This window comes from Actinomycetota bacterium (assembly GCA_035536535.1).
In the GTDB taxonomy this organism is placed as follows: Bacteria; Actinomycetota; JAICYB01; order JAICYB01; family JAICYB01; genus DATLNZ01.
The window spans coordinates 1-19,527 of record DATLNZ010000187.1 but is presented as its reverse complement, the minus strand read 5'-3'; the positions used below and the strand labels follow the sequence as shown (position 1 = coordinate 19,527).

At 68.4% G+C, this 19,527-nt stretch carries 24 protein-coding genes and 1 tRNA gene; 19 read left to right on the top strand and 6 right to left on the bottom strand.

The features are described from left to right. The coding region (locus tag VNE62_12505) for a DUF664 domain-containing protein (GenBank protein HVE93102.1) at positions 1-126 on the top strand (126 nt) is incomplete at its 5' end. Between the two features lie 3 nt (positions 127-129). Here the strand turns inward: VNE62_12505 and VNE62_12500 are convergent. Continuing rightward, a tRNA-Leu gene (locus VNE62_12500) sits at positions 130-213 on the bottom strand. 50 nt (positions 214-263) lie between these two features. Next, positions 264-1,292, bottom strand: a complete 1,029-nt coding sequence (rlmN, locus tag VNE62_12495; GenBank protein HVE93101.1) for a 23S rRNA (adenine(2503)-C(2))-methyltransferase RlmN — start codon at positions 1,290-1,292, stop codon at positions 264-266. A gap of 22 nt (positions 1,293-1,314) precedes the next feature. Here rlmN and VNE62_12490 point away from each other — a divergent pair, with 22 nt between their 5' ends. From VNE62_12490 to VNE62_12460, 7 genes are all read left to right on the top strand, one after another. Further along, positions 1,315-1,809: a DUF2505 family protein gene (locus VNE62_12490; protein HVE93100.1), complete on the top strand. Its 495-nt coding sequence runs from the start codon at positions 1,315-1,317 to the stop codon at positions 1,807-1,809. Next, positions 1,809-2,381 (top strand): response regulator, encoded by a 573-nt coding sequence (locus VNE62_12485; GenBank protein HVE93099.1) that lies wholly within the window; start codon positions 1,809-1,811, stop codon positions 2,379-2,381. The genes VNE62_12490 and VNE62_12485 overlap by 1 nt, the downstream gene beginning before the upstream one ends. 40 nt (positions 2,382-2,421) lie before the next feature. Then, positions 2,422-3,678, top strand: coding sequence for a branched-chain amino acid ABC transporter substrate-binding protein (locus VNE62_12480; protein ID HVE93098.1), 1,257 nt, complete (start codon positions 2,422-2,424; stop codon positions 3,676-3,678). A gap of 63 nt (positions 3,679-3,741) precedes the next feature. Then, positions 3,742-4,668 carry a branched-chain amino acid ABC transporter permease gene (locus VNE62_12475; GenBank protein ID HVE93097.1) on the top strand — a complete coding sequence of 309 codons (927 nt, stop codon included), beginning with the start codon at positions 3,742-3,744 and terminating at the stop codon, positions 4,666-4,668. Further along, entirely contained in the window at positions 4,665-5,723 is a 1,059-nt protein-coding gene (locus tag VNE62_12470; GenBank protein ID HVE93096.1) for a branched-chain amino acid ABC transporter permease, read from the top strand. Before VNE62_12475 ends, VNE62_12470 begins: the two co-directional genes overlap by 4 nt. Continuing rightward, positions 5,710-6,474 (top strand): ABC transporter ATP-binding protein, encoded by a 765-nt coding sequence (locus VNE62_12465; protein HVE93095.1) that lies wholly within the window; start codon positions 5,710-5,712, stop codon positions 6,472-6,474. The genes VNE62_12470 and VNE62_12465 overlap by 14 nt, the downstream gene beginning before the upstream one ends. Next, positions 6,475-7,197 (top strand): ABC transporter ATP-binding protein, encoded by a 723-nt coding sequence (locus tag VNE62_12460; protein HVE93094.1) that lies wholly within the window; start codon positions 6,475-6,477, stop codon positions 7,195-7,197. A 3-nt stretch (positions 7,198-7,200) separates the two neighbouring features. Here the strand turns inward: VNE62_12460 and VNE62_12455 are convergent, their stop codons facing one another. Then, the gene (locus tag VNE62_12455; GenBank protein ID HVE93093.1) at positions 7,201-7,701 is read right to left on the bottom strand and encodes a hypothetical protein; all 501 of its coding nucleotides are present in this window, start codon (positions 7,699-7,701) and stop codon (positions 7,201-7,203) included. Positions 7,702-7,719: 18 nt separating this feature from the next. On the opposite strand from VNE62_12455, the gene VNE62_12450 reads away from it, so the two are divergent. Then, positions 7,720-8,679, top strand: coding sequence for a DUF1707 domain-containing protein (locus VNE62_12450; protein ID HVE93092.1), 960 nt, complete (start codon positions 7,720-7,722; stop codon positions 8,677-8,679). A 5-nt stretch (positions 8,680-8,684) separates the two neighbouring features. Here the strand turns inward: VNE62_12450 and VNE62_12445 are convergent, their stop codons facing one another. Continuing rightward, positions 8,685-9,386, bottom strand: a complete 702-nt coding sequence (locus VNE62_12445) for a DUF554 domain-containing protein (GenBank protein HVE93091.1) — start codon at positions 9,384-9,386, stop codon at positions 8,685-8,687. A gap of 65 nt (positions 9,387-9,451) precedes the next feature. On the opposite strand from VNE62_12445, the gene gcvT reads away from it, so the two are divergent. From gcvT to VNE62_12425, 4 genes are read left to right on the top strand one after another with little or no spacing between them, the layout of a single operon-like run. Then, positions 9,452-10,531, top strand: a complete 1,080-nt coding sequence (gcvT, locus tag VNE62_12440; protein ID HVE93090.1) for a glycine cleavage system aminomethyltransferase GcvT — start codon at positions 9,452-9,454, stop codon at positions 10,529-10,531. Next, positions 10,528-11,871 (top strand): aminomethyl-transferring glycine dehydrogenase subunit GcvPA, encoded by a 1,344-nt coding sequence (gene gcvPA, locus VNE62_12435; GenBank protein ID HVE93089.1) that lies wholly within the window; start codon positions 10,528-10,530, stop codon positions 11,869-11,871. Before gcvT ends, gcvPA begins: the two co-directional genes overlap by 4 nt. Further along, a complete protein-coding gene (gene gcvPB, locus VNE62_12430; protein ID HVE93088.1) occupies positions 11,868-13,328 on the top strand; it encodes an aminomethyl-transferring glycine dehydrogenase subunit GcvPB in 1,461 nt (486 codons plus the stop codon). Before gcvPA ends, gcvPB begins: the two co-directional genes overlap by 4 nt. Positions 13,329-13,333: 5 nt before the next feature. Further along, positions 13,334-14,095 (top strand): GNAT family N-acetyltransferase, encoded by a 762-nt coding sequence (locus tag VNE62_12425; protein ID HVE93087.1) that lies wholly within the window; start codon positions 13,334-13,336, stop codon positions 14,093-14,095. Positions 14,096-14,160: 65 nt separating this feature from the next. On the opposite strand, the gene VNE62_12420 is transcribed toward VNE62_12425, so the two are convergent. Both VNE62_12420 and VNE62_12415 read right to left on the bottom strand, forming a co-directional pair. After that, the gene (locus tag VNE62_12420; protein ID HVE93086.1) at positions 14,161-15,417 is read right to left on the bottom strand and encodes an acyl-CoA thioesterase/bile acid-CoA:amino acid N-acyltransferase family protein; all 1,257 of its coding nucleotides are present in this window, start codon (positions 15,415-15,417) and stop codon (positions 14,161-14,163) included. Next, on the bottom strand, positions 15,414-15,563 hold the full coding sequence (locus tag VNE62_12415) for a hypothetical protein (protein HVE93085.1): 150 nt from the start codon (positions 15,561-15,563) through the stop codon (positions 15,414-15,416). Before VNE62_12415 ends, VNE62_12420 begins: the two co-directional genes overlap by 4 nt. 92 nt (positions 15,564-15,655) lie before the next feature. Here VNE62_12415 and VNE62_12410 point away from each other — a divergent pair, with 92 nt between their 5' ends. Genes VNE62_12410 through VNE62_12385 form a run of 6 tightly spaced genes read left to right on the top strand, consistent with a single transcriptional unit; the run spans position 15,656 to position 19,461 of the window. Beyond that, positions 15,656-15,967: an EthD family reductase gene (locus VNE62_12410; protein HVE93084.1), complete on the top strand. Its 312-nt coding sequence runs from the start codon at positions 15,656-15,658 to the stop codon at positions 15,965-15,967. After that, positions 15,964-16,746 carry an enoyl-CoA hydratase-related protein gene (locus tag VNE62_12405; GenBank protein ID HVE93083.1) on the top strand — a complete coding sequence of 261 codons (783 nt, stop codon included), beginning with the start codon at positions 15,964-15,966 and terminating at the stop codon, positions 16,744-16,746. Before VNE62_12410 ends, VNE62_12405 begins: the two co-directional genes overlap by 4 nt. Further along, on the top strand, positions 16,746-17,531 hold the full coding sequence (locus VNE62_12400) for an enoyl-CoA hydratase-related protein (GenBank protein ID HVE93082.1): 786 nt from the start codon (positions 16,746-16,748) through the stop codon (positions 17,529-17,531). The genes VNE62_12405 and VNE62_12400 overlap by 1 nt, the downstream gene beginning before the upstream one ends. Positions 17,532-17,541: 10 nt before the next feature. Next, on the top strand, positions 17,542-18,141 hold the full coding sequence (locus tag VNE62_12395; GenBank protein HVE93081.1) for a hypothetical protein: 600 nt from the start codon (positions 17,542-17,544) through the stop codon (positions 18,139-18,141). A gap of 58 nt (positions 18,142-18,199) precedes the next feature. Next, the gene (gene paaA / locus VNE62_12390) at positions 18,200-19,129 is read left to right on the top strand and encodes a 1,2-phenylacetyl-CoA epoxidase subunit PaaA (GenBank protein ID HVE93080.1); all 930 of its coding nucleotides are present in this window, start codon (positions 18,200-18,202) and stop codon (positions 19,127-19,129) included. Then, on the top strand, positions 19,129-19,461 hold the full coding sequence (locus VNE62_12385) for a hypothetical protein (protein ID HVE93079.1): 333 nt from the start codon (positions 19,129-19,131) through the stop codon (positions 19,459-19,461). The genes paaA and VNE62_12385 overlap by 1 nt, the downstream gene beginning before the upstream one ends. Positions 19,462-19,527 lie beyond the last annotated feature (66 nt).

Below are 19,527 nucleotides of genomic sequence, written 5' to 3'. Positions count from 1 at the left end.
CGCCCCCGATCGGGCAGCGATTTCAGTCTCCGTTGGATCCTCACCCACATGATCGAGGAGGCCGCGCGGCACAACGGCCACGCCGACATCCTTCGGGAGATGATCGACGGCTCGACCGGCGACTAGGAGTGCCCGGGGCGGGATTCGAACCCGCACGCCCTTTTGAGGCAGATGATTTTGAGTCATCCGCGTATGCCGTTTCGCCACCCGGGCTTGGGCCAAGGGTAAACGTCCGCCGCGTCGGCGAAGTGCCTCCGACCCGTTCATCTGCCCTTCGTAGCGACCTCCTGACCGGTCCGGGGCCGACGAGTGATGTCGCCCGCAGAGCCCGACCGAGCCGTCGCTAGCTGCCCGCAGGCGGCGTCGATGTCCCTCCCGCGGGTGTCGCGCACGGTGACGTTGACGCCCCCAGCCTTGAGTTCCTCAGCGAAGGCCTCCACCCGTGTCGACCCGGGCACGCCGTAGCCGGGCGTCGGGTTCAGCGGGATCAGGTTGACGTGCAGGTCGGTCCCCTTGAGCAGGGACGCCAACTGCTCGGCCTGCCATGTTCGGTCGTTCACGTCTGCGATCAGCGCGTACTCGATCGACACCCGGCGCCCGTGGGCGTCGCGGAACTCCCGCGCGGCCTGTAGGCACTCCGAGACCGGCCAGCGGCGGTTAACCGGGACCAGTGAGCTGCGCGTCTCGTCGTCCGGCGCGTGCAGGGACAGCGCCAGCCGGACGGGCAGGTCCTCGTGCGCGAGGTTCCGCATCTGGGGGACGAGCCCCACCGTCGATACCGTGATGCGTCTGGCGGAGATGCCCACGTCGTCGTGCAGCGACCGCACCGCCGCCAGCACCGGGTCGTAGTTCGCCAGCGGCTCGCCCATGCCCATGAACACGACGTTTGAGGGCCGGGCCCCCATGCGCTCGCCGGCCCACAGCGCCTGCTGCACTATCTCGAACGGAGCCAGGTTGCGGATGAGCCCCATCTGCCCGGTGGCGCAGAAGGTGCAGCCGAGGCCGCATCCGGCCTGGGATGAGACGCAGACCGTCAGCCGCCCGGGGTAGCGCATCGCCACGGTCTCGTAGCCGTCCGGGAACAGGGCCTTGACGGTGCCTCCGGAGTCCGACACCTGCTCGGTCACGGGGTCCGGGCGTACGCGGCCGTGCCGCGCCGTCAGCTCCTCTCGCAGCGGCGCGGGCAGCGTGTGCATCTCGGAGAACGTCCCGGCGAACCTTTTGAAGACCCACTGCCGGACCTGCCTGCGGCGGTAAGGGGGGCCGGGGACGTCGAAGGGAAGGGCGTCCACGTCCGTAATGTACCGTTGCGGCATGCGCCTGACACGCACGGATTCCTTCGGCGCGCCCGTCGAACGCGTGGAGCGGGCGATGCTGGAGCCGGAGTACCAGAAGCTGCTCGAGAACCTGCCGAAGGTGGCGGAGCGCGAGGTGCGGGAACGCGCAGAGGGTCCGGACGGGACGGTGAAGCAGGTCGTCTACTACCGGTTCGCAGGGTCGCTTTCGCCGGCGGTACAGGCCGCGATCGGGGGGTCGTCCATCAGCTGGGACGAGGTCAGCGTGTTCGATCCGCGCCGCCACGAGCTGCGCATCGAGATCAAACCGCACGTCCTGCGGGAGAAGTTCACGTGCCGCGGCGCCTACGTGTTCGTCGAAGAGGGGGCCGGGACGCGCCGGGACCTGCAGCTGGACCTCGAGGTCCGCGTCCTTTTCGTCGGCTCGGCCGTGGAGGGCGCGATCGGCAAGGGTCTCCAGCAGACCTTGGACCACGAGGCCCGCATCCTGTCGGACTACCTCGCGGGGTCCTGATGCCGCGGATCGTAATAGCCGAGGACGAGGCCATCATCCGCATGGACCTGCGGGAGATGCTCCAGGAGGAGGGCTTTGACGTGGTGGCCGAGGCCGCGGACGGCCGCACGGCCGTGGAGCTGGTGAGGGAGCACCGTCCGGACCTGGCCATGCTGGACATCAAGATGCCGGTCATGGACGGCATCCGCGCGGCCGAGATGATCACGCGCGAGCGCCTTTCGGCCGTCCTGATCCTCACGGCCTTCAGCCAGCGGGACCTGGCCGCCCAGGCGGTCCAGGCGGGGGCCATGGCTTACCTGGTCAAGCCGTTCCAGAAGGCGGACCTGCTTCCTGCCATCGAGGTGGCCCTGGGCCGGTTCCGGGAGATGTCCGCCCTCCAGGAGGAGGTCGGGGAGCTGGAGGACCGCCTGGTGTCCCGGAAGCTGGTGGAGCGGGCCAAGGGGCTGCTGATGGAAGGGGGCCTTTCCGAGGACGACGCCTACCGTCTCATGCGGAGCGCCGCCATGGACCGGGGGCTCAAGCTGGAGGAGGTCGCCAGGCTGGTTGTGGAGGGCCGGATGGGGGAGTCGTAGATTGAATCACTGCCGGAGTACCGCAGACACAGGGGGAAGCATGGGAAAGAGAAGGCTGGGAGTGCTGGCGGTTGCTATGGCTTTGCTGGTGGCGTCGTGCGGAGGCGGCGATCAGCCGGCGCTGGAGTCACCGGGGGCCGGTGACTCCACCGAGGAACCGTCGGGCAATTTCGTCAAGATCGGGCTGCTCGGGGACCTGACGGGAAAGAACTCCAATCTCGTTACCCCGGCGCGCGATGCCGCGCGCCTTGCCTTTGAGCAGGCCAACGAGAAGGGCGACCTGCCGGTTCGGATCAGGCTCGAACAGGTGGACAACAAGGACGGGGGAAAGGATCCCGCCCCGGATCTTGCGGACAAGCTCATCGGTGACTCGAAGGTAGTTGGCGTGATCGGCCCGGCCTTCTCAGGCGAGACCGCAAGCTCGGGTGCTCGGTTCGCAGCCGCCGGCCTTACCCACATCACGCAGTCGGCGACCGGTCCGGACTTGACCAAGAACGGGTGGAAGACTTTCTTCCGGGCTTTGGCCTCGGACGATGTTCAGGGCGGCCAGACGGGCGACTACATCGTGAAAGGCAGGAAGCTCAAGAAGGTGGCGCTCGTCAACGACAAGTCCGAGTACGGAGCGGGTTTGGCCAAGGCTGTGGCGGACAGCGTGAAGAAGGCCGGCGGTCAGATCGTCCTGGACGAGGGGATCGAGCCGACCACCGACTACAGGTCCATCGTGGACACGGTCGCGGCGCGGCGGCCGGACGTCTTCTACTACGCCGGATACGTCGGTGAAGGACCGCTCGTGGTCGAGCAGTACCGGGCCGCGGAAGAACGACGAGACGGCGGTGCGTCGAATCGGGAAGGCGCCGGTGGGGACAGGGGCGGCAAAGCCCTGTTCATGGCAGGGGACGGCGTCAAGGGCGCCAAGTTCATCTCCGACGGTGGCAAGGCTGCCGAGGGAGCAATCCTGACCTGCCCCTGTCTGGACCCGAATGCCGCGGAGGACGAGGCGTCGAAGAAGTTCGCCTCCGACTTCAAGAAGAAGTACAACCGAGAGGCGGACATTTACTCCGCTGAGGGCTGGGACGTGGCGCAGATATTCATCGCCGCCGTGAAGGCTGCCGGCCCCAACCCCACCAGGGAGGCAATTCTGCAGTTCGTGACCAACCTCAAGGACTTCAAGGGGCTGTCCAAGACCTTCAACTGGACGCCGGAGCACGAGGTCAAGGGAGGCGAGATCACCTACGTCTACGAGGTGAAGGACAAGAAGTACAAGTTGCTCGGACGCGTGGACGAGCTCACCAAGTAGCCGGCCACAATCCGGTGAGGCCTGGAAGGGGGGTCGCGGGGCGACCCCCCTTCTGACGTCCAAATGCCCGACTGTCTGACCACCGAGCTGCCCTTCCGCCTTGCCGGTGGGCTGTCCAGCGGCGGGATCTACGCGCTGGTGGCGATCGGCTACACGCTCGTCTACGGCGTCCTCCAGCTGATCAACTTCGCCCACTCCGAGATCTTCATGGCCGGGATCCTCACCGGGTATCTCGTTTTGGAGCGAATCGTCCCCGAGCCGGGTGTCACGGGTCAGTCGTCCGGGGCGCTCGCCCTGGCCTTGGCTTTGATTCCTGCCATGGTCGTTGCCGGTCTGCTCGCAGTCGCGCTGGAGCGTGTCGCCTACAGGCCTCTGAGAAGAAGAGGTGCGCCACGACTCGCCTACCTCATCAGCGCAATCGGAATGTCGCTGGTTCTCTCCAACGCCGTACTTGTCTGGCGAGGGAACAACCCTGAGACGTACAGGTCGACCATCGGGCCGCAGACGGCCCTCAGGTTGGGGTCGGTGACGGTCTCCAACAAAGACCTCATCGTCATTGTCTCGGCCCTGCTCATGGTTCTGGCCCTCGAGCTGTTTGTCCGGCGCACCAGGACGGGCCGGGGCTTGAGATCGGTCGCCCAGGACGCGGAGGCCGCCGCTCTGATGGGCGTGAACATCGACAGGATCATCTCCATTACGTTCCTTCTCGGGGGCCTGCTCGCAGGCGCCGCGGGGCTGTTGTTCGGGATGTCCTACGGCAGGACGCGTTTCGACATCGGTTTTCTCCCGGCCATCAAGGCCTTCACCGCCGCGGTCCTCGGCGGAATCGGGTCCATCCGGGGCGCACTGGTTGGCGGCTTGATCCTCGGGCTCCTGGAGAACGTCTCGGCAGGTTGCTTCGGCACCCAGTGGCGGGACGTCGTCGCGTTCGTGATCCTTGTCGGCGTCCTCATGGTCCGTCCAACAGGATTGTTCGGAGACCGGACGTGAGAGTCCCCGCCGCTGCTCGCTGGGGCGGAGCCCTGGCGATCGCCGTCGCTCTTCCCCTGGCCACATTCGCCATTCCTCAAGAGGCGAGCTACATGCAGGGCGTGCTGGTCCGCGCGGCCCAGTTCGCGTTGCTGGCGCTGGGCTTGAATGTGGTCGTAGGGCTCGCGGGACTGCTTGACCTGGGATATGTGGCGTTCTACGCCATCGGCGCCTATTCCATGGCGGTGTTGTCGGGAGCTGGTCCTGCGCAGTTCTCCCACCTGTCCTTTTGGCTCATCCTTCCGATCGGTATGGCCCTGGCGATGATCGCCGGAGTTTCACTAGGGCTGCCCGTGCTTCGGCTGCGGGGCGACTACCTCGCCATCGTCACGCTGGGGTTCGGCGAGATCATCAGGATCACCGCGTCCAACCTGGACGGAATCACCCGAGGCGCCCGGGGAATCAGCGGTATCCCTCATCCGACGCTGTTCGGCTACGAATTCGGGATCCGGACTCTTCCGTACTACTACCTGACCCTCGTGTTGCTCGTGGCGGTAATGGTGACGGTGCGGAACCTGGACCGTTCCCGGGTTGGTCGGGCCTGGGTCGCGATCCGGGAGGATGAGGTTGCGGCTGAAGCGATGGGCATCAACACGCTCCGTATGAAGTTGTGGGCCTTCGCGATTGGGGCCTCCACCGCTGGTCTCGCTGGCGTGGTGAATGCATCCAGGACTAACTTCGCGACCCCCAGCGCCTTCGCGATAATCGAGTCGATCTTCATCCTGAGCATGGTGGTGCTGGGCGGAATGGGGTCTCTGGCCGGCCCGGTCGTCGGAGCCGCGGCCATCACGATCGTTCCGGAACTGCTTCGGTATCTGGACCTGCAGGAGTACAGGTTCCTGCTGTTCGGAGCCGTCCTCGTGGTGATGATGATCTACCGCCCCGAGGGGCTCGTCCCATCCAAGCGCGTGGCTGCCGAGCAGCAGGGGCTGGGCGTTGCTGGGGAGGAGAAGACGGGGGCCGAAGTCGCGGAAGTCCCAGTCGCATCGGAGGGGGGCGACGATGACCCTTCTTGAGGCGCAATCGGTGACCAAGCGGTTTCAGGGTCTGGTTGCGGTCAAGCAGGTGAGCCTGTGTGTCTCCGAAGGCGAGATCAGGTCGATCATCGGCCCCAACGGCGCAGGCAAGACCACTTTCTTCAACGTGCTGACCGGCCTTTATCGTCCCGACGGCGGGACGGTCAGATTCCTAGGTGGGGAGATCTCCGGGTTGAAGCCACACAAGATCACTAGCAGGGGCATTTCCCGGACCTTCCAGAACATCCGGCTGTTCGGCAACATGACGGCATTGGAGAACGTGATGGTGGGAGTGGACGTCCACCATCGGACGACAGTCGCGGACGCAATAGCACGTACCCCGCGTCAGGGTCGCGAGGAGCGAGAAACGAGTCGCCGGGCGAGACACCTCCTGGAGGAGCTCGGGATCGGGGCCCGAGCGGGGGACCTTGCCCGAAACCTCTCCTATGGGGACCAGCGAAGGCTGGAGATAGCCCGGGCCCTGGGTGGCAGGCCTCGCCTGCTGCTCCTGGACGAGCCGGCTGCGGGGATGAACGCGGCTGAAAAGACGACGCTCATGAGACAGATCCGCAGCATCCGTGACTCCGGTGTGACGGTCGTGCTCATAGACCACGACATGCGGTTCGTCATGGGCATCTCAGACCGCCTATTGGTTCTGGACCACGGCGAATCTATCGCCGAGGGTCTTCCCGCCCAGGTGCAGCGGGACCCCAGGGTGATCGAGGCATACCTGGGCAAGGCTGCTGGATAGATGGCCACCGACCCTCCGCTGCTGGACGTCCGGGACATCCACGTCTTCTATGGCGTGATCGAGGCCGTGAAGGGGGTGTCGCTGCACGTCCGGCAGGGCGAGGTAGTGACGCTCATCGGGTCCAACGGGGCGGGCAAGACGACGACCCTGCGGGCGATCTCCGGACTCAACCGGCCGAAGTCCGGACAGGTCCTGCTCGAGGGCGAGCCCATACACGACCGGCCCCCGCACGAGATCGTGTCGGCCGGCATCTGCCAGGCCCCCGAGGGGCGCCACGTCTTTCCACGGATGAGCGTCCTGGAGAATCTGCAGATGGGCGCTTACACGCGCCGTGAACGCGACCTGACCCCGGACCTGGAACGGGTCCACTCGCTTTTCCCGGTCCTGGCGGAGCGGACGCGACAGGCGGCAGGAACCCTGTCCGGCGGCGAGCAGCAGATGCTGGCGATAGGCAGGGCGCTGATGGCGCGCCCCCGCGTCCTGCTCCTCGACGAACCGTCGCTCGGTGTCGCGCCGTTGCTCGTCGAGCGCATCTACCGGACGCTCAAGGAGGTCAACGCGCAGGGGACGACGATCCTGCTGGTGGAGCAGAACGCCAACGTGGCGCTGGACCTGGCCCACCGCGGATACGTCATGGAGACCGGCTCGATCGTGCTCGAGGACGAGGCGTCGGCCCTGCGGGCCTCACCACAGGTCCGCCGCGCTTATCTGGGGGACGAGTAGGCCTCAGCGGACGGTCTGCTCGGCCTGCGCCGCCGATGCGCCCGAGCCGGCTCGGGGCTTCCTCCGCCGCGATGCACCCTGCGGTGATCCCCCTGCGCGCGGCCACAGAACGACGAGCAGGATGGCGCCCAGCCACAGCTCGCCCACCGTCAGCCAGTAGTTGCCGGGGGAGCTGCCCCAGATGATGTGGTAGGCGTGCACGGCCCCGTGCAGCACCCACAGCACGATCGCGAACAGCAGGGTGCCGGTGTTGCGCAGGGGGTCGCGCATCGCCCACAGCAGGGCGATCCCGACCGCCAGGTCGTAGGCGGCGATGACGTTCATGAACCCCTGGTGCGTGGGGGGCCAGCTGCCGAACTGGAAGACGCTGAACGGCCAGAATGGGCGGGGCCCCCGGCCCTCGGTGAAGTACGAGGGCCAGCCGATGAAAAGCGTCGCGGTGATGAAGTGCCCTACGGCATAGGCGAACAGCACCGCCCTCAGGGCTTCCAAGCGCCTGCTCACGGCACCATGATGGACATGATGAGCCTGACTCCGCACGGCCGCCGGCCCGAACACCTCGCATCGGACCAGGATCGCGAGCGCGTCGTGTCCATCCTCAAGGAGAACTCGGCCTCCGGACGACTCACTTACGACGAGCTGTCCGAGAGGCTGGACGTCGCCTTGCGGTCCAGGACTTATGCCGACCTGCAACGGGTGGTGGCGGATCTTCCGGTCGGAGCCCGCGCGCCGCGCTGGGTGCGCCGGCGCCTGTTCACGCCGGCCTTCCGGGCGCACGCGCGCCTCTACGGCGCCACGAATGCGGGGCTGGTCGCCATCTGGGCGGCAACCGGCGCCGGAGACGGCTTCTGGCCGATGTGGCCGGCTGTCGGATGGGGACTCGGCCTGGGTGTGCACGCCGCCGTCTCCAGAAGCATCCAGGACGCTCGCGCCCGACGGACCGCCCGGGGTCCCGACAGCACCGGCCCGAAGCGCGGGCCTGCCGTCCGCAGGGTTGCCGTCCTGCTGTGCGACGTCGCGGGATCCACGATGCTCAACGAGTCTCTGGGGGACCAGCGGTGGCGCGACCTGAGGGCGGAGTTGCGCGGCGATCTGAGGACGGCGGCTCGCCGGCATGGAGGCTGGGAGGTCGGCGCGCAGGGGGACTCGTTCCTGTTCAGGTTCCCGAGCGCGGGTGCGGCGGTCCGAGCGGCGATGGACGGGCAGAGGGCAACTGAGGACATCTCAGACCGAACCGCGACCGGCGTCAGCCTGCGCATGGGAATCCACGCCGGCGACGCCATCCGCGACACCGACCGCGACCTGGTCGGCCACACCCTGAACGTCGGTGCGCGGGTCATGGGTGAGGCCGCACCCGGCGAGATCCTCGTCACCGAGCCCGTGGCGGACGACTCGCCGGGCATCTCGTTCGAGGACCGCGGGGTGCGGGAGCTGCGAGGCATCTCCCAGCCGCGCCACCTGCTGGCCGTCGTTCGCGACTGAGGCAGCTACCCCAGGCGCTCCAGCAGCCAGGTCCCGAGCGGGGCGAGGGCTAGGGCGGGCAGGAAGTTGCCGACGCGAACGTCCCGGATGTCGAGCAGCTTCAGTCCGATCCCGATCATCAGCAGTCCGCCGGCCCCCTCCACCGACAGCAGGACGTCCGGCGTGAAGACGTCCCTCACGGCCCCGGCCCCCAGCGTGATGGCCCCCTGGTACAGCAGGATCGTCAGGACGGAGGCGCCCACTCCGAGCCCGTAGACCGAAGTGAGGAAGACGGCGGCGAAGCCGTCCGCAACGGACTTGATGGCCAGCAGCCGGATGTCCCCGGACAGCCCGTCGGCAAGCGAGCCCAGGATCGCGAGCGGCCCGACGCAGAAGATCATGGACGCGGTGAGAAAGCCGGTCGCAAACCCGCCCTCCTCGGAGCCGACGCGGCGCCTGATCCGCTCCCCGAGGCTTTCGACGCGGCCCTCGATGTCCAGCGCGGTGCCGATCAGGCCGCCGAGCAGAAGTCCCACCAGCACGACGATGACGTGGGACAGCTCGGCGTCGAAGGTCCGGATCGCGCCTCTGGCCCCGAGCGCGAGGGTGAACAGCCCGAGGCCGTTGGTGATCGACGTCCGCATGGGCTCCGACAGCCGCGAGCCGCCGAGGCGGCCGATGGCGGTCCCGGCGGCCACTGTTCCCGCGTTGATCAGGGTCCCGAGCACGTCCCGAGCCTAGCCGGACCTGCGACGTTCTCCCGCCGGGCGGCGCGTGTGGAAGGATGGCTGCCGTGACCGAGTCCCTGCGCTCGCCGCTGCACGCCTGCCACGCCGACGCCGGCGGCCGCATGATCGATTTCGGCGGGTGGCGCCTGCCCGTGCACTACGGATCGATCCTCACCGAGGGCAGGGCGGTCCGGACGGGGGCCGGGATGTTCGACGTCTCGCACATGGGCCGCTTCGACGTCCGGGGGCCGCGGGCGCTGGACGTCCTGCAGCGCCTCGGCACCAACGACCTCACCCGAATCGGCCCCGGTCGCGCGCAGTACACCCTTTGGTGCAACCCGGACGGCGGCGTGATCGACGACCTGATCGTGTTCTGGATGCGCTCGGACGAGTTCATGGTCGTAGTCAACGGCTCGACGCGGGAGGACGATTGGGCGCACCTGAGCGCCTGCCTGGACGGCACCCTCGCCGTGGACGAGACGCAGGATACGGCGATGATCGCCGTCCAGGGGCCCCGGGCGCGCGAGATCGTGGCTGCGTTGGGAGCCGCTGAGGTCCTGGACATGAAGCGCTTCGCGGTCGTCCGCACGACCGTCGCCGGTACGGGCGCGATCGTGTCCCGCACCGGATACACGGGCGAAGACGGCGTAGAGCTTGTGACCGACGCGGGAGCCGGCCCCCGCGTGTGGGAGGCGCTGCGGGAGGCGGGTGTCGTGCCCTGCGGACTGGGGGCCCGCGACGCCCTGCGCATGGAGATGGGCTATCCGCTGTACGGACACGAGCTGGGTCCGGACGTGTCGCCGCTGGAGGCCGGTCTGGACTTCGCCGTCCGCCTCGAGGGCCGGGACTTCATCGGAAGCGAGGCTCTGAGGAAGCACCCGCCCGAGCGCAGGCTGGTCGGCTTTGTCGCGTCCAAGCGGTGCGTTCCCCAGCCTGGGGACGCGATCGGCGCGGCCACCGTCACCAGCGGCGGGACGTCGGTCGTGCTCGACGCCCCGATAGGACTGGCTTTCGCACCTCTGCACATGGTTCCCGGGCCCGCGACTCTCGTCACGCGCGGCAAGGAGATTCCGTGCGAGGTGAGGGAACTGCCCCTGATCGACAGGAGCCGGCCCATCCCGGCGACGGCCACCGTTTCCTCGTGAGCGCAGGCGACTTCGTTCCCCACACCGAAGCCGACGTACGGTCGATGCTGGACGTCATCGGCGCCTCGTCGATCGACGACCTGTTCTCGGTCGTGCCGCCCGAGCTGCGGGACCCGAACTTCGAGCTCGTACCGGCGCTGTCGGAGCCCGAGGTCGTGGCGCACCTGTCATCCCTTGCCGAGCGCAACGACCCGGCCGGCGGCGGACTGAGCTTCCTGGGCGGCGGGCTGTACGACCACTACGTCCCGGCCGCCGTGCGCGCCATCGCCTCACGCGGTGAGTTCGCGACCGCCTACACGCCCTACCAGGCCGAGGCTTCGCAGGGGACGCTGCAATACCTGTTCGAGTTCCAGACGATGGTCGCCGAACTGTTCGGGCTCAGCGCCGCGAACGCATCGCTGTACGACGCGGCCACCGGACTCGTGGAGGCGGTAAACCTCGCGGCGGCGCGCAACCCCGCCCGCAGAGTGCTGCTGGCTCCGGGAGTGAACCCGCGCTATGGGCGCGTACTGGACACCTACTCGGGCGGGCTCGGGATCCTGGTCGAGACGCTGCCGGAAAACGACTTCGGCACCGAGCCGGGAGCGATCGCCGAGGCGGCCCGCGACGAGCATGTGCTCGCGGTGGTCGTTCAGCAGCCCAACGTCCACGGGTTTCTCGAGGAGGCCGAGGATCTCGCCGCGGCCGCCTCAGAAGCCGGCGCCGTCACGATCGCGGTCTGCGACCCGGTCTCGCTCGGAGTGATCGCGCCGCCGGGGGAGTGGGGCGCGTCGATCGCCCTCGCGGAGGGACAGGCGGTCGGCAACCCGATCGCGTTCGGCGGCCAGTGCGTCGGGCTGTTCGCCTGCGATGAACAGTTCGTGCGCCAGATGCCCGGGCGGCTGGTGGGCGAGACGGCCGACGCCGACGGACAGCGCGGCTACGTCCTGACCCTGCAGGCCCGGGAGCAGCACATCAAGCGTGAGAAGGCCGGGTCGAACATCTGCACGAACCAGTCGCTTTTCGCGCTGATGGTCACCGTGCACCTGTCCTGGCTCGGCCCCCAGGGGCTGGCGCGGGTGGCGGATCTGTCGGCGTCCATCGCTCACGACGCCGCGGCACGCATCGAGGGCGAGACCGCCTTCCGGCTCGCGTCGTCGCGTCCGTTCCTGCGGGAGTTCGCTTTGCGCGGACCCAAGCCCGCGGCGGAGGTCCTGTCGGAGCTCGCGGACCGCGGCATCTGGGCCGGACCTTCATCCGAGTCGCATCCGGACGTCTTCACGCTCGCCTTCACCGAGCGCCGGACCCCCGGACACGTCGACGCCCTCGTGGAGGCGCTGTCGGAGGTGGGAAAGCCATGAGCGAGGACACAGCAGCCCACCGGACCCCCAAGACGATCTTCGAACTGTCCCGTCCCGGACGCCGTTCGTGGTCGCTTCCCGACACGACCAGCGGTGACACGAAAGTTCCGGAGAGATTCCGGCGCAGGACGCCGCCGAAGCTGCCGGAGGTGTCCGAGCCGGACCTCGTCCGCCACTTCACCCAGCTGTCGGAGCGCAACTTCGCCATCGACAACGCGTTCTATCCCCTGGGGTCGTGCACGATGAAGCACAACCCGAAAGTGCAGGACGAGATGGCGGCTCTGCCGGGGTTTCGCGACCTGCACCCGGACCAGCCCGACTCCGACGTCCAGGGTGCGCTGGCCCTGCTGTGGACGTTCGAGCGCGACCTCTGCCGCATCACCGGCATGGACGCCGCGACGTTCAGTCCCGCCGCCGGAGCGCATGGGGAGATCACGGCGCTGCTCATGTGGCGGCGATGGTTCATCGACCGCGGCGAGACGCACCGCGACACCGTGATCATTCCGGACTCGGCGCACGGGACCAACCCTGCATCGGTCCGGCTCGCGGGGTTCAAGGTGGCAACGGTGCCTTCGGGTCCGGACGGGCAGGTGGACGTCGACGCGCTGCGCGGACTGGTCGGCCCCAGCACGGTCGGGCTGATGATCACCAACCCCAACACCCTCGGCGTGTTCGAGTCGCGCATCAGCGAGATCACGCGCATCGTCCACGAGGCGGGGGGCCAGGCCTACTGCGACGGCGCGAACATGAATGCCATCGTCGGACGCAGCCGCCCGGGCGACATGGGTTTCGATGTCGTCCACCTGAACCTGCACAAGACGTTCTCGACGCCCCATGGCGGGGGAGGTCCGGGGGCCGGTCCGCTGTGCGTGAAGGCCCACCTGGCTGCGCACCTTCCCGTGCCCAGGGTCGTGCGCCACGACGACGGGTCGTTCGCCCGCGTGCTTGACGACGCCGCCTCCATCGGGGCGGTCCACTCCTTCGGCGGGAACTTCGCCGTCATCGTCCGCGCCTACGCGTACCTGAGGCGGCTGGGCCTCGAGGGGCTGCGCCGCGTCAGCGGCATGGCAGTCCTGAACGCCAACTACCTCAAGGCCCGCGTCCAGGACCGCTACCCGGTCCCGTACCCGGCCGGGACCATGCACGAGTTCGTCGCCTCCGCGGACTCGTTCCGCAAGCACGGCGTCCGCACCTTTGACGTCGCCAAGGCACTGCTGGATCACGGCTTCCACGCGCCGACCATCTACTTCCCGTTGATCGTCCGCGAGGCGCTGATGGTCGAGCCGACGGAGACGGAGTCCAAGGAGACACTGGACGCCTTCGCCGACGCGCTCCTGGAGATCGCGGACAAGGCAGAGGGCGGGCAGGGAGAGCACCTGCGGACGGCTCCGCACAACCTCCCCGTCCGTCGGATGGACGAGGCGGGGGCCGCGCGCCGCCTGAGGCTGAGGGCGTAGCAGGCATGGACCATCGGGCGCTGCTCGCCGCGGCCGAACTGAACCTCCACGAGACGTGGCGCATGACGCCCAGCATCCTCGAGGGTGCCGCGGTCGAGGAGGACGAGAGCCTTCTGATGGCGGCATCGGGCGCGCCTTTGGCGGCGTTCAACCGTGCCTACGTCCTGGATGCCGAAGCCGTCTCGGCTGACGACGTCTTCGCGCGGGCTTCGGACTTCTTCGGCAGCCGCGGCCTGCCGTTCTCGGTCTGGACGCGAGTCGAGAATGCCGAGAGTTTTCGTGCCGCCGCCGCTGGTGCCGGAATGAGCGAGGCGGGCAAGGCCCCTGCGATGGTCCTCTGGCCGGTTCCGGAGCTTCCGCCGGCCCCGCCGGACCCGCTAGTGGAGCCGGTTAGCGAAGGACGCTCCGTCGACGAGCACGTGCGCGTGACGGCCGAGGGATTCGGACTGCCCCCCGAGGCGATAGGTCCTTTCATCCGGGGAGCGGTCCCCTCCGGCCTCTACTTCGGGCTCAACGGCTCGGTGAACGGCTCCGTGGTCGCCGTCTCCGCCGCGATCGTCACAGGCGACGTGGCCGGCGTCTACAACGTGGCGACCCTGGCCCAACACCGCCGCAAGGGACTGGGTGAGGCCATGACTTGGGCGGCGGTGCGCGACGGTCTCCACAGGGGCGGCAGGCTGGTGACGCTGCAGTCCTCGGAGGCCGGCTTCAGCACCTACTCCCGCATGGGGTTCCGAACGGTCGTGGAGCACGTAGGCTTTTTCTGACGGCCACGGACCTGGCTCCCGCTTGCAAAAGCGGTGGAGGAAGCGGAGGGGGCCCGCCAAGCCACCTACTGAACGTGCTCTCTCAAAAAGCGAATCGTGCGATTCCAGGAGTCGATGGTCGCGCGGGCGTTGCCGGCTCGAGTTCCTCCAGGCTTCAGCTCTGTCTTGAAGCCACGCAGTCGGTACGAATGGAGGACGGTCGGGAGCCCTGGCACCAGGTCGAAGTGTCCGGCTTCCGGGTAAGTGACCAGCTCATCAGCGGGGTGGCCGCCGCGCGCCGCCCTGCGGTCGATCGGGGCCCTTGAGAACGACCTCGGGATGAGCTCGTCGCTGGCGCCCTGGATCACCAGGACCGGCCCCCCTATGCGCTCTACGGGAAGCGCCAGCTCCGGGACGGCCGCAGCCCCTCCCACGCAGGCTTCCATCGTCACGCGCTGAGTGGCCTCCCCGGAGCGGGCGATCGTCCACAGCAAGCGCCCGAGCTGAGGCACGACGCTGAACCTGGCCAGAGGGACGCCGTTGTTCGTCCAGTGGGTCTCTCGGCGCGCTCCGATGCGCGGGTACAGGACGCCGCTGCCGGTCTTGGCCACAACGGCGGCGACGGAGTCCGAATGGCATCCGAGCACCAGAGCGGCGGTCGCCCCGAGAGAGCCCCCGACCACCCCAATCCGCGTCGACCCCACCTCCGGCAGGCCGAGCAACCACTCGGTCGCCCGAACGAAGTACTCCACGGGGATGCGCCTCGGCCGGGCCGGCAGCAGCTTGTCCCGGAAATACGACAAGGCCAGGACGCAGAACCCGCGCGACGCGAGCAGCGAGGCGGCCAGGTGCTGCGCGCCGCCCTCGCTGCCCCCCAGCAGAATCACCGCGGGAGCGGGAGGCTGGTCGGATCGCCACCACAGACTTCCCCCGAACCCCGATTCGTGGGTGTAGCGGAGCTCGACCCCCTTGTCGCAACCGTACCGGTCCGTCCCGACCGCGGGGACCTCCCGGTCTCGCGTCCGTGCGGACAGCCGCACCTTCACATGCCATGGCTCCTGCAAGCCCCCCGCGACCTGCGATGAGGTCATCGACCACAAGAGCCCGAAGGCGTCTACCCCTTCATAGCTGCCCACTTTGGGTGCGTCGCGAGCGACGTCGACAGTGCCGTCGGCGTCCGCAACGAAAGAGGCATGCGATGCCCATTGCCGGTCCGGCCGCTCCGTGACTTGGGCGGTGACCCACAGGTACTCGCCGGGGGTAAGGCCTGATACCCGGTACCCGAGCGGCGCATCGTGCAAGGCGAACTCGCGGACCGACGCTCGCGGAGCGGCGGAGGTCACTGCGGGCCGGGGGCTTCCTGATCCCGTCGTCCGCGTAGTCTGCGTTGGACGAACCGGACGAGGAAGAAAAGCGGGATCGGCGCGACGAGCAGGAGCGTTTCCGCCATACCGCCGGCGTGGGCGGCCGCCACGGACACAGTGAGCATCCTCCAAGTCTAAGACCGGACCCGCACCGCCCCCTCCGGGGCGTCCGGCGAGGCGGGGACGGTACTGTCGAGGCCCCCAACGAGGAGGACACATGGTCAAGATCATCGCGATCTGGAAGAAGCCGGAGGACACCGAGGCCTTCGAGAAGCACTACACGGAGATACACATCCCGCTGGCCAAGAAGATGCCGGGTGTTCGCAAAATCGAGATTCACCGTGCCCGCCGAGCGCTCGTGGGTGGCGAAGATGTCTATGCCGTGGTCGAGTTGCACTTCGACGACCGTCAGGCCATGCGCGCCGCGTTGGAGTCCGAAGCCGGCATGGCGACCGGGGCCGACGCGCACAAGCTGTCCAACGGCACGATCCAGCTGATCGCCTGCGAGACGGAAGAAGTGTCCGTTTGAGCGAGGGCTACACCAGCATCCTCGTAGAGCGGCCGGCCGAAGGAGTCGCTCTCGTCCGCCTCAACCGGCCCGAGTCGCTCAACGCGCTCAACGCAACGATCATGGAGGAACTTCTCGACGCCCTCGAGGAGTTCGACGAGGGCGAGGACATTCGCTGCGTCGTGCTGACCGGCGGTGACCGTGCCTTCGCGGCGGGAGCCGACATCACCGACATGGCAGGCGCCGGTCCGGTGGACATGTACCTCGCAGATACGTTGTCCCTGTGGGACGGCGTGTCGGCCGTCCGGACCCCCATCATCGCGGCCGTGTCCGGGTGGTGCCTCGGCGGCGGGTGCGAGCTGGCGATGGCCTGCGACGTGATCATCGCGTCGGAGACGGCGAAGTTCGGGCAGCCCGAGATCTCCATCGGCGTCATCCCCGGGGCCGGCGGGACCCAGCGGCTGACGAAGGTCATCGGGAAGTCCCGGGCGATGGAGATGGTGCTGACCGGCGAGCCCATGGGGGCCGAGGAGGCCGCGCGGCGCGGGCTGGTCAGCCGCGTTGTGCCGCAGGAGGCGCTGCTGGACGAGGCGGTGGCGCTGGCGTCCAAAATTGCGTCCCAGCCCCCGATCGCCGTGAGACTCGGCAAGGACGCGGTTAACCGCTCCTACGAGACCCTGCTCGGCGCGGGCCTGGCCGCCGAGCGGCACAACTTCTACCTGCTGTTCGCCACCGAGGACCAGCGCGAAGGCATGGACGCGTTCGTCAACAAGCGCAAGCCGCAGTGGAAGGGTCGGTGATGGACTACGCCACGATCACCCACGACGTCTCAGACGGCGTGGCCACAATCACGCTGAATCGTCCGGACGCCCTCAACGCCCTGGACAACCAAATGGCCGGGGAGCTCCAGGACGCGCTGAAGAAGACGTCGCGGGACAAGTCGGCGCGGGCACTTGTGCTCACGGGCGCCGGACGCGCCTTCTGCTCCGGCCAGGACCTGAAGGCCGTGACCGGCGAGTCGGCCCCCGCGACGCTGGGAGCGCACGTGCGCAAGGCCTGGAACCCGATCGTCCTGGCGATCCACGAGATGGACAAGCCGGTCGTCGCCGCTGTGAACGGCGTCGCTGCGGGAGCCGGATGCAGCCTGGCGCTCGTCTGCGACGTCCGGATCGCCTCCGAGAAGGCGATGTTCATCGAGGTGTTCTCGAAGGTCGGGCTGATCCCGGACTCGGGCAGCACTTGGCTGCTGCCGCGCCTGGTCGGCTTCGGAAAGGCCCTTGAGATGGCCTGGACGGCCGAGCCGGTCGGAGCGCAGGACGCGCTGGCGCTGGGCCTCGTCAACCGGGTGGTCGCTCCGGACGACCTGGAAACCGAGGCACACGACTTCGCCCGCGGCCTGGCGTCCGGACCGACCCTGGCCCTGACGCTCACGAAGCGAGCCATGGTCAAGGCGATGACGTCTACCTTCGCCGAGGCGCTGCACTACGAGGCGCACCTTCAGACCGCGGCCGGCCGCAGCTCCGACTACGCCGAGGGCGTCGCCGCGTTCCTGGAGAAGCGCCCGGCCTCCTTCAAAGGCTCCTGATTAGGCTTCCATGGGACGGTCGAGAGCAGTAGCTGCCGTCGCAGTCGCAGCAGCGCTCTGCGTCTCGTGTTCCGAGGGCCCCCGGGACACCCTTGGCCCCCGTGGGACAGCGCCGGGGGCGGCCAAGGCTTCGATCGTCGCCGTCCCGGCGGCTCAGGACTTCTTCGCCAAGCCGCTGCCGGGCCTCCAGTACCAGGAGCTGCCTCCGGCTCTCGGGTTCTCGGTCAACGCTTTTTGCGACACCGCTCGGGGGACCGTCGTGACCGACTGCGCCGCGAAGTGGGTCACCCGCGGGGGACAGGGGATGGCGATGGTGCTGGTGACCGTCAATGCAAAGGCCCGTCCGGACGACCCCGCCGCGACCGAGGACAGGCTCGTGCTGGGCGCGCGCGAGGAGCTCGCCAGGGACGCGAAGTCGCCGCCCCAGGTCGTCCAGGTTGCGGGGCGCAAGGTCGTGTACGCCGAGGCCGTCGGGCCTTCGGACAGCCCTCTGCTGTACACGATGGCCTGGCCCAAGTCCGCACAGGTGTCGGTCCAGGTGCGGGGGAGCGAACGGGCGCGGGTGGAGCCGGTCATGACGGCCTTCATCCAGGTCAACGGGGCCTCCTGACCGACCGCGGAGCCCCCCGCCGGTAGACTGGAGCATCCGTCCGTCCGGGAGGAGCCTTATGACCGCCCCCACTGCGACCAGCACCGACGATCGCACGTCCGAGTTCAAGGCGCGCATCGACGCGGGCGAGAAGATCGAGGCGGGCGACTGGATGCCGGACGACTACCGGATGGCGGTCCTGAAGTTCATCGAGATGCACGCCAACTCCGAGATCATGGGGGCCCTGCCCGAGCGCGAGTGGGTCCCCCGGGCGCCCAGCCTGCGTCGCAAGCTGTCGCTGACGGCCAAGGTCCAGGACGAGGTGGGGCACGCGCAGATCCTGTACCGGGTGGCCGAGGACCTCGGCAAGAGCCGCGAGCAGATGTTCGACGACCTGGTCAACGGCCGGACCAAGTTTCACAACGTCTTCCACTACCCGACGGCCTCCTGGGGCGACGTCGCGGTCATCGGCTGGCTGATCGACGGCGCGGCGCTCGTGACGCAGAAGGCTCTGCTCAACTGCTCCTACGCCCCCTACGTCCGCGCGATGAAGCGCATCTGCGCCGAGGAGTCGCTGCACCTGCGACATGGCGAGGACCTGACCTTGGAGCTCGTCTCGGGCTCGCCCGAGCAGCGCGAGATGTTTCAGGACGCGATCAACCGCTGGTGGCGGCCGATCATGCACTTCTTCGGCCCCCCGTCCGGCGGCAACGACGCGCTTTTGTACTGGGGCATCAAGTCCAAGTCCAACGAGGAGCTGCGGCAGGAGTTCTTCACGCAGTACGTCCCGCGCATATGGGACCTCGGCATCTCCATTCCCGACCCGGCACTTCGCTACGACGAGGCGACCGGCCAGTGGGAGTGGGGCGACCCCGACTGGGACGAGTTCTGGCGTGTGGTGAAGGGAAACGGCCCCAAGACGGCCGAGCGCCTCGGCCTCCGCAAGTCCGCGTGGGACACCCACGCCTGGGTGCGAAGCGCGTTCAACGGGATACCCAAGGCGAGCTAGTGCGCGTCTGGGAGGTCTTCGGCGAGCGGCGGGCGGCCGAGGACCCTGTCCTGGTCGGCAGCCTCCTCGCACCGGACCTGAGGATGGCCATGCTCCTGGCGCGGGAGTCGTTCTTCCGCCGGGGCGAAGGACTTCGCTACGCGGTCCGCGAGCGGGGAACCGATGAGCTGCACTTCTGCGCCGAGGACGAGGTCGTCGGTGGCGTGACGGACAAGTCCTACCGCCGCCCGGACGGATACGTGGGCGTGGGGGCCAAGTTCGCGCGCGTCCGCAAGGAGCTTGCCGAGCGGGGGCTGGTGCCCGACCACGGGCCCACGCCGACCCATGCCTGAGGGGGGCCGGTCCGGACATGGCTGAGCTCGACCACGCCCGGCTCGCGCTGCTCCTGTCGCTGGCCG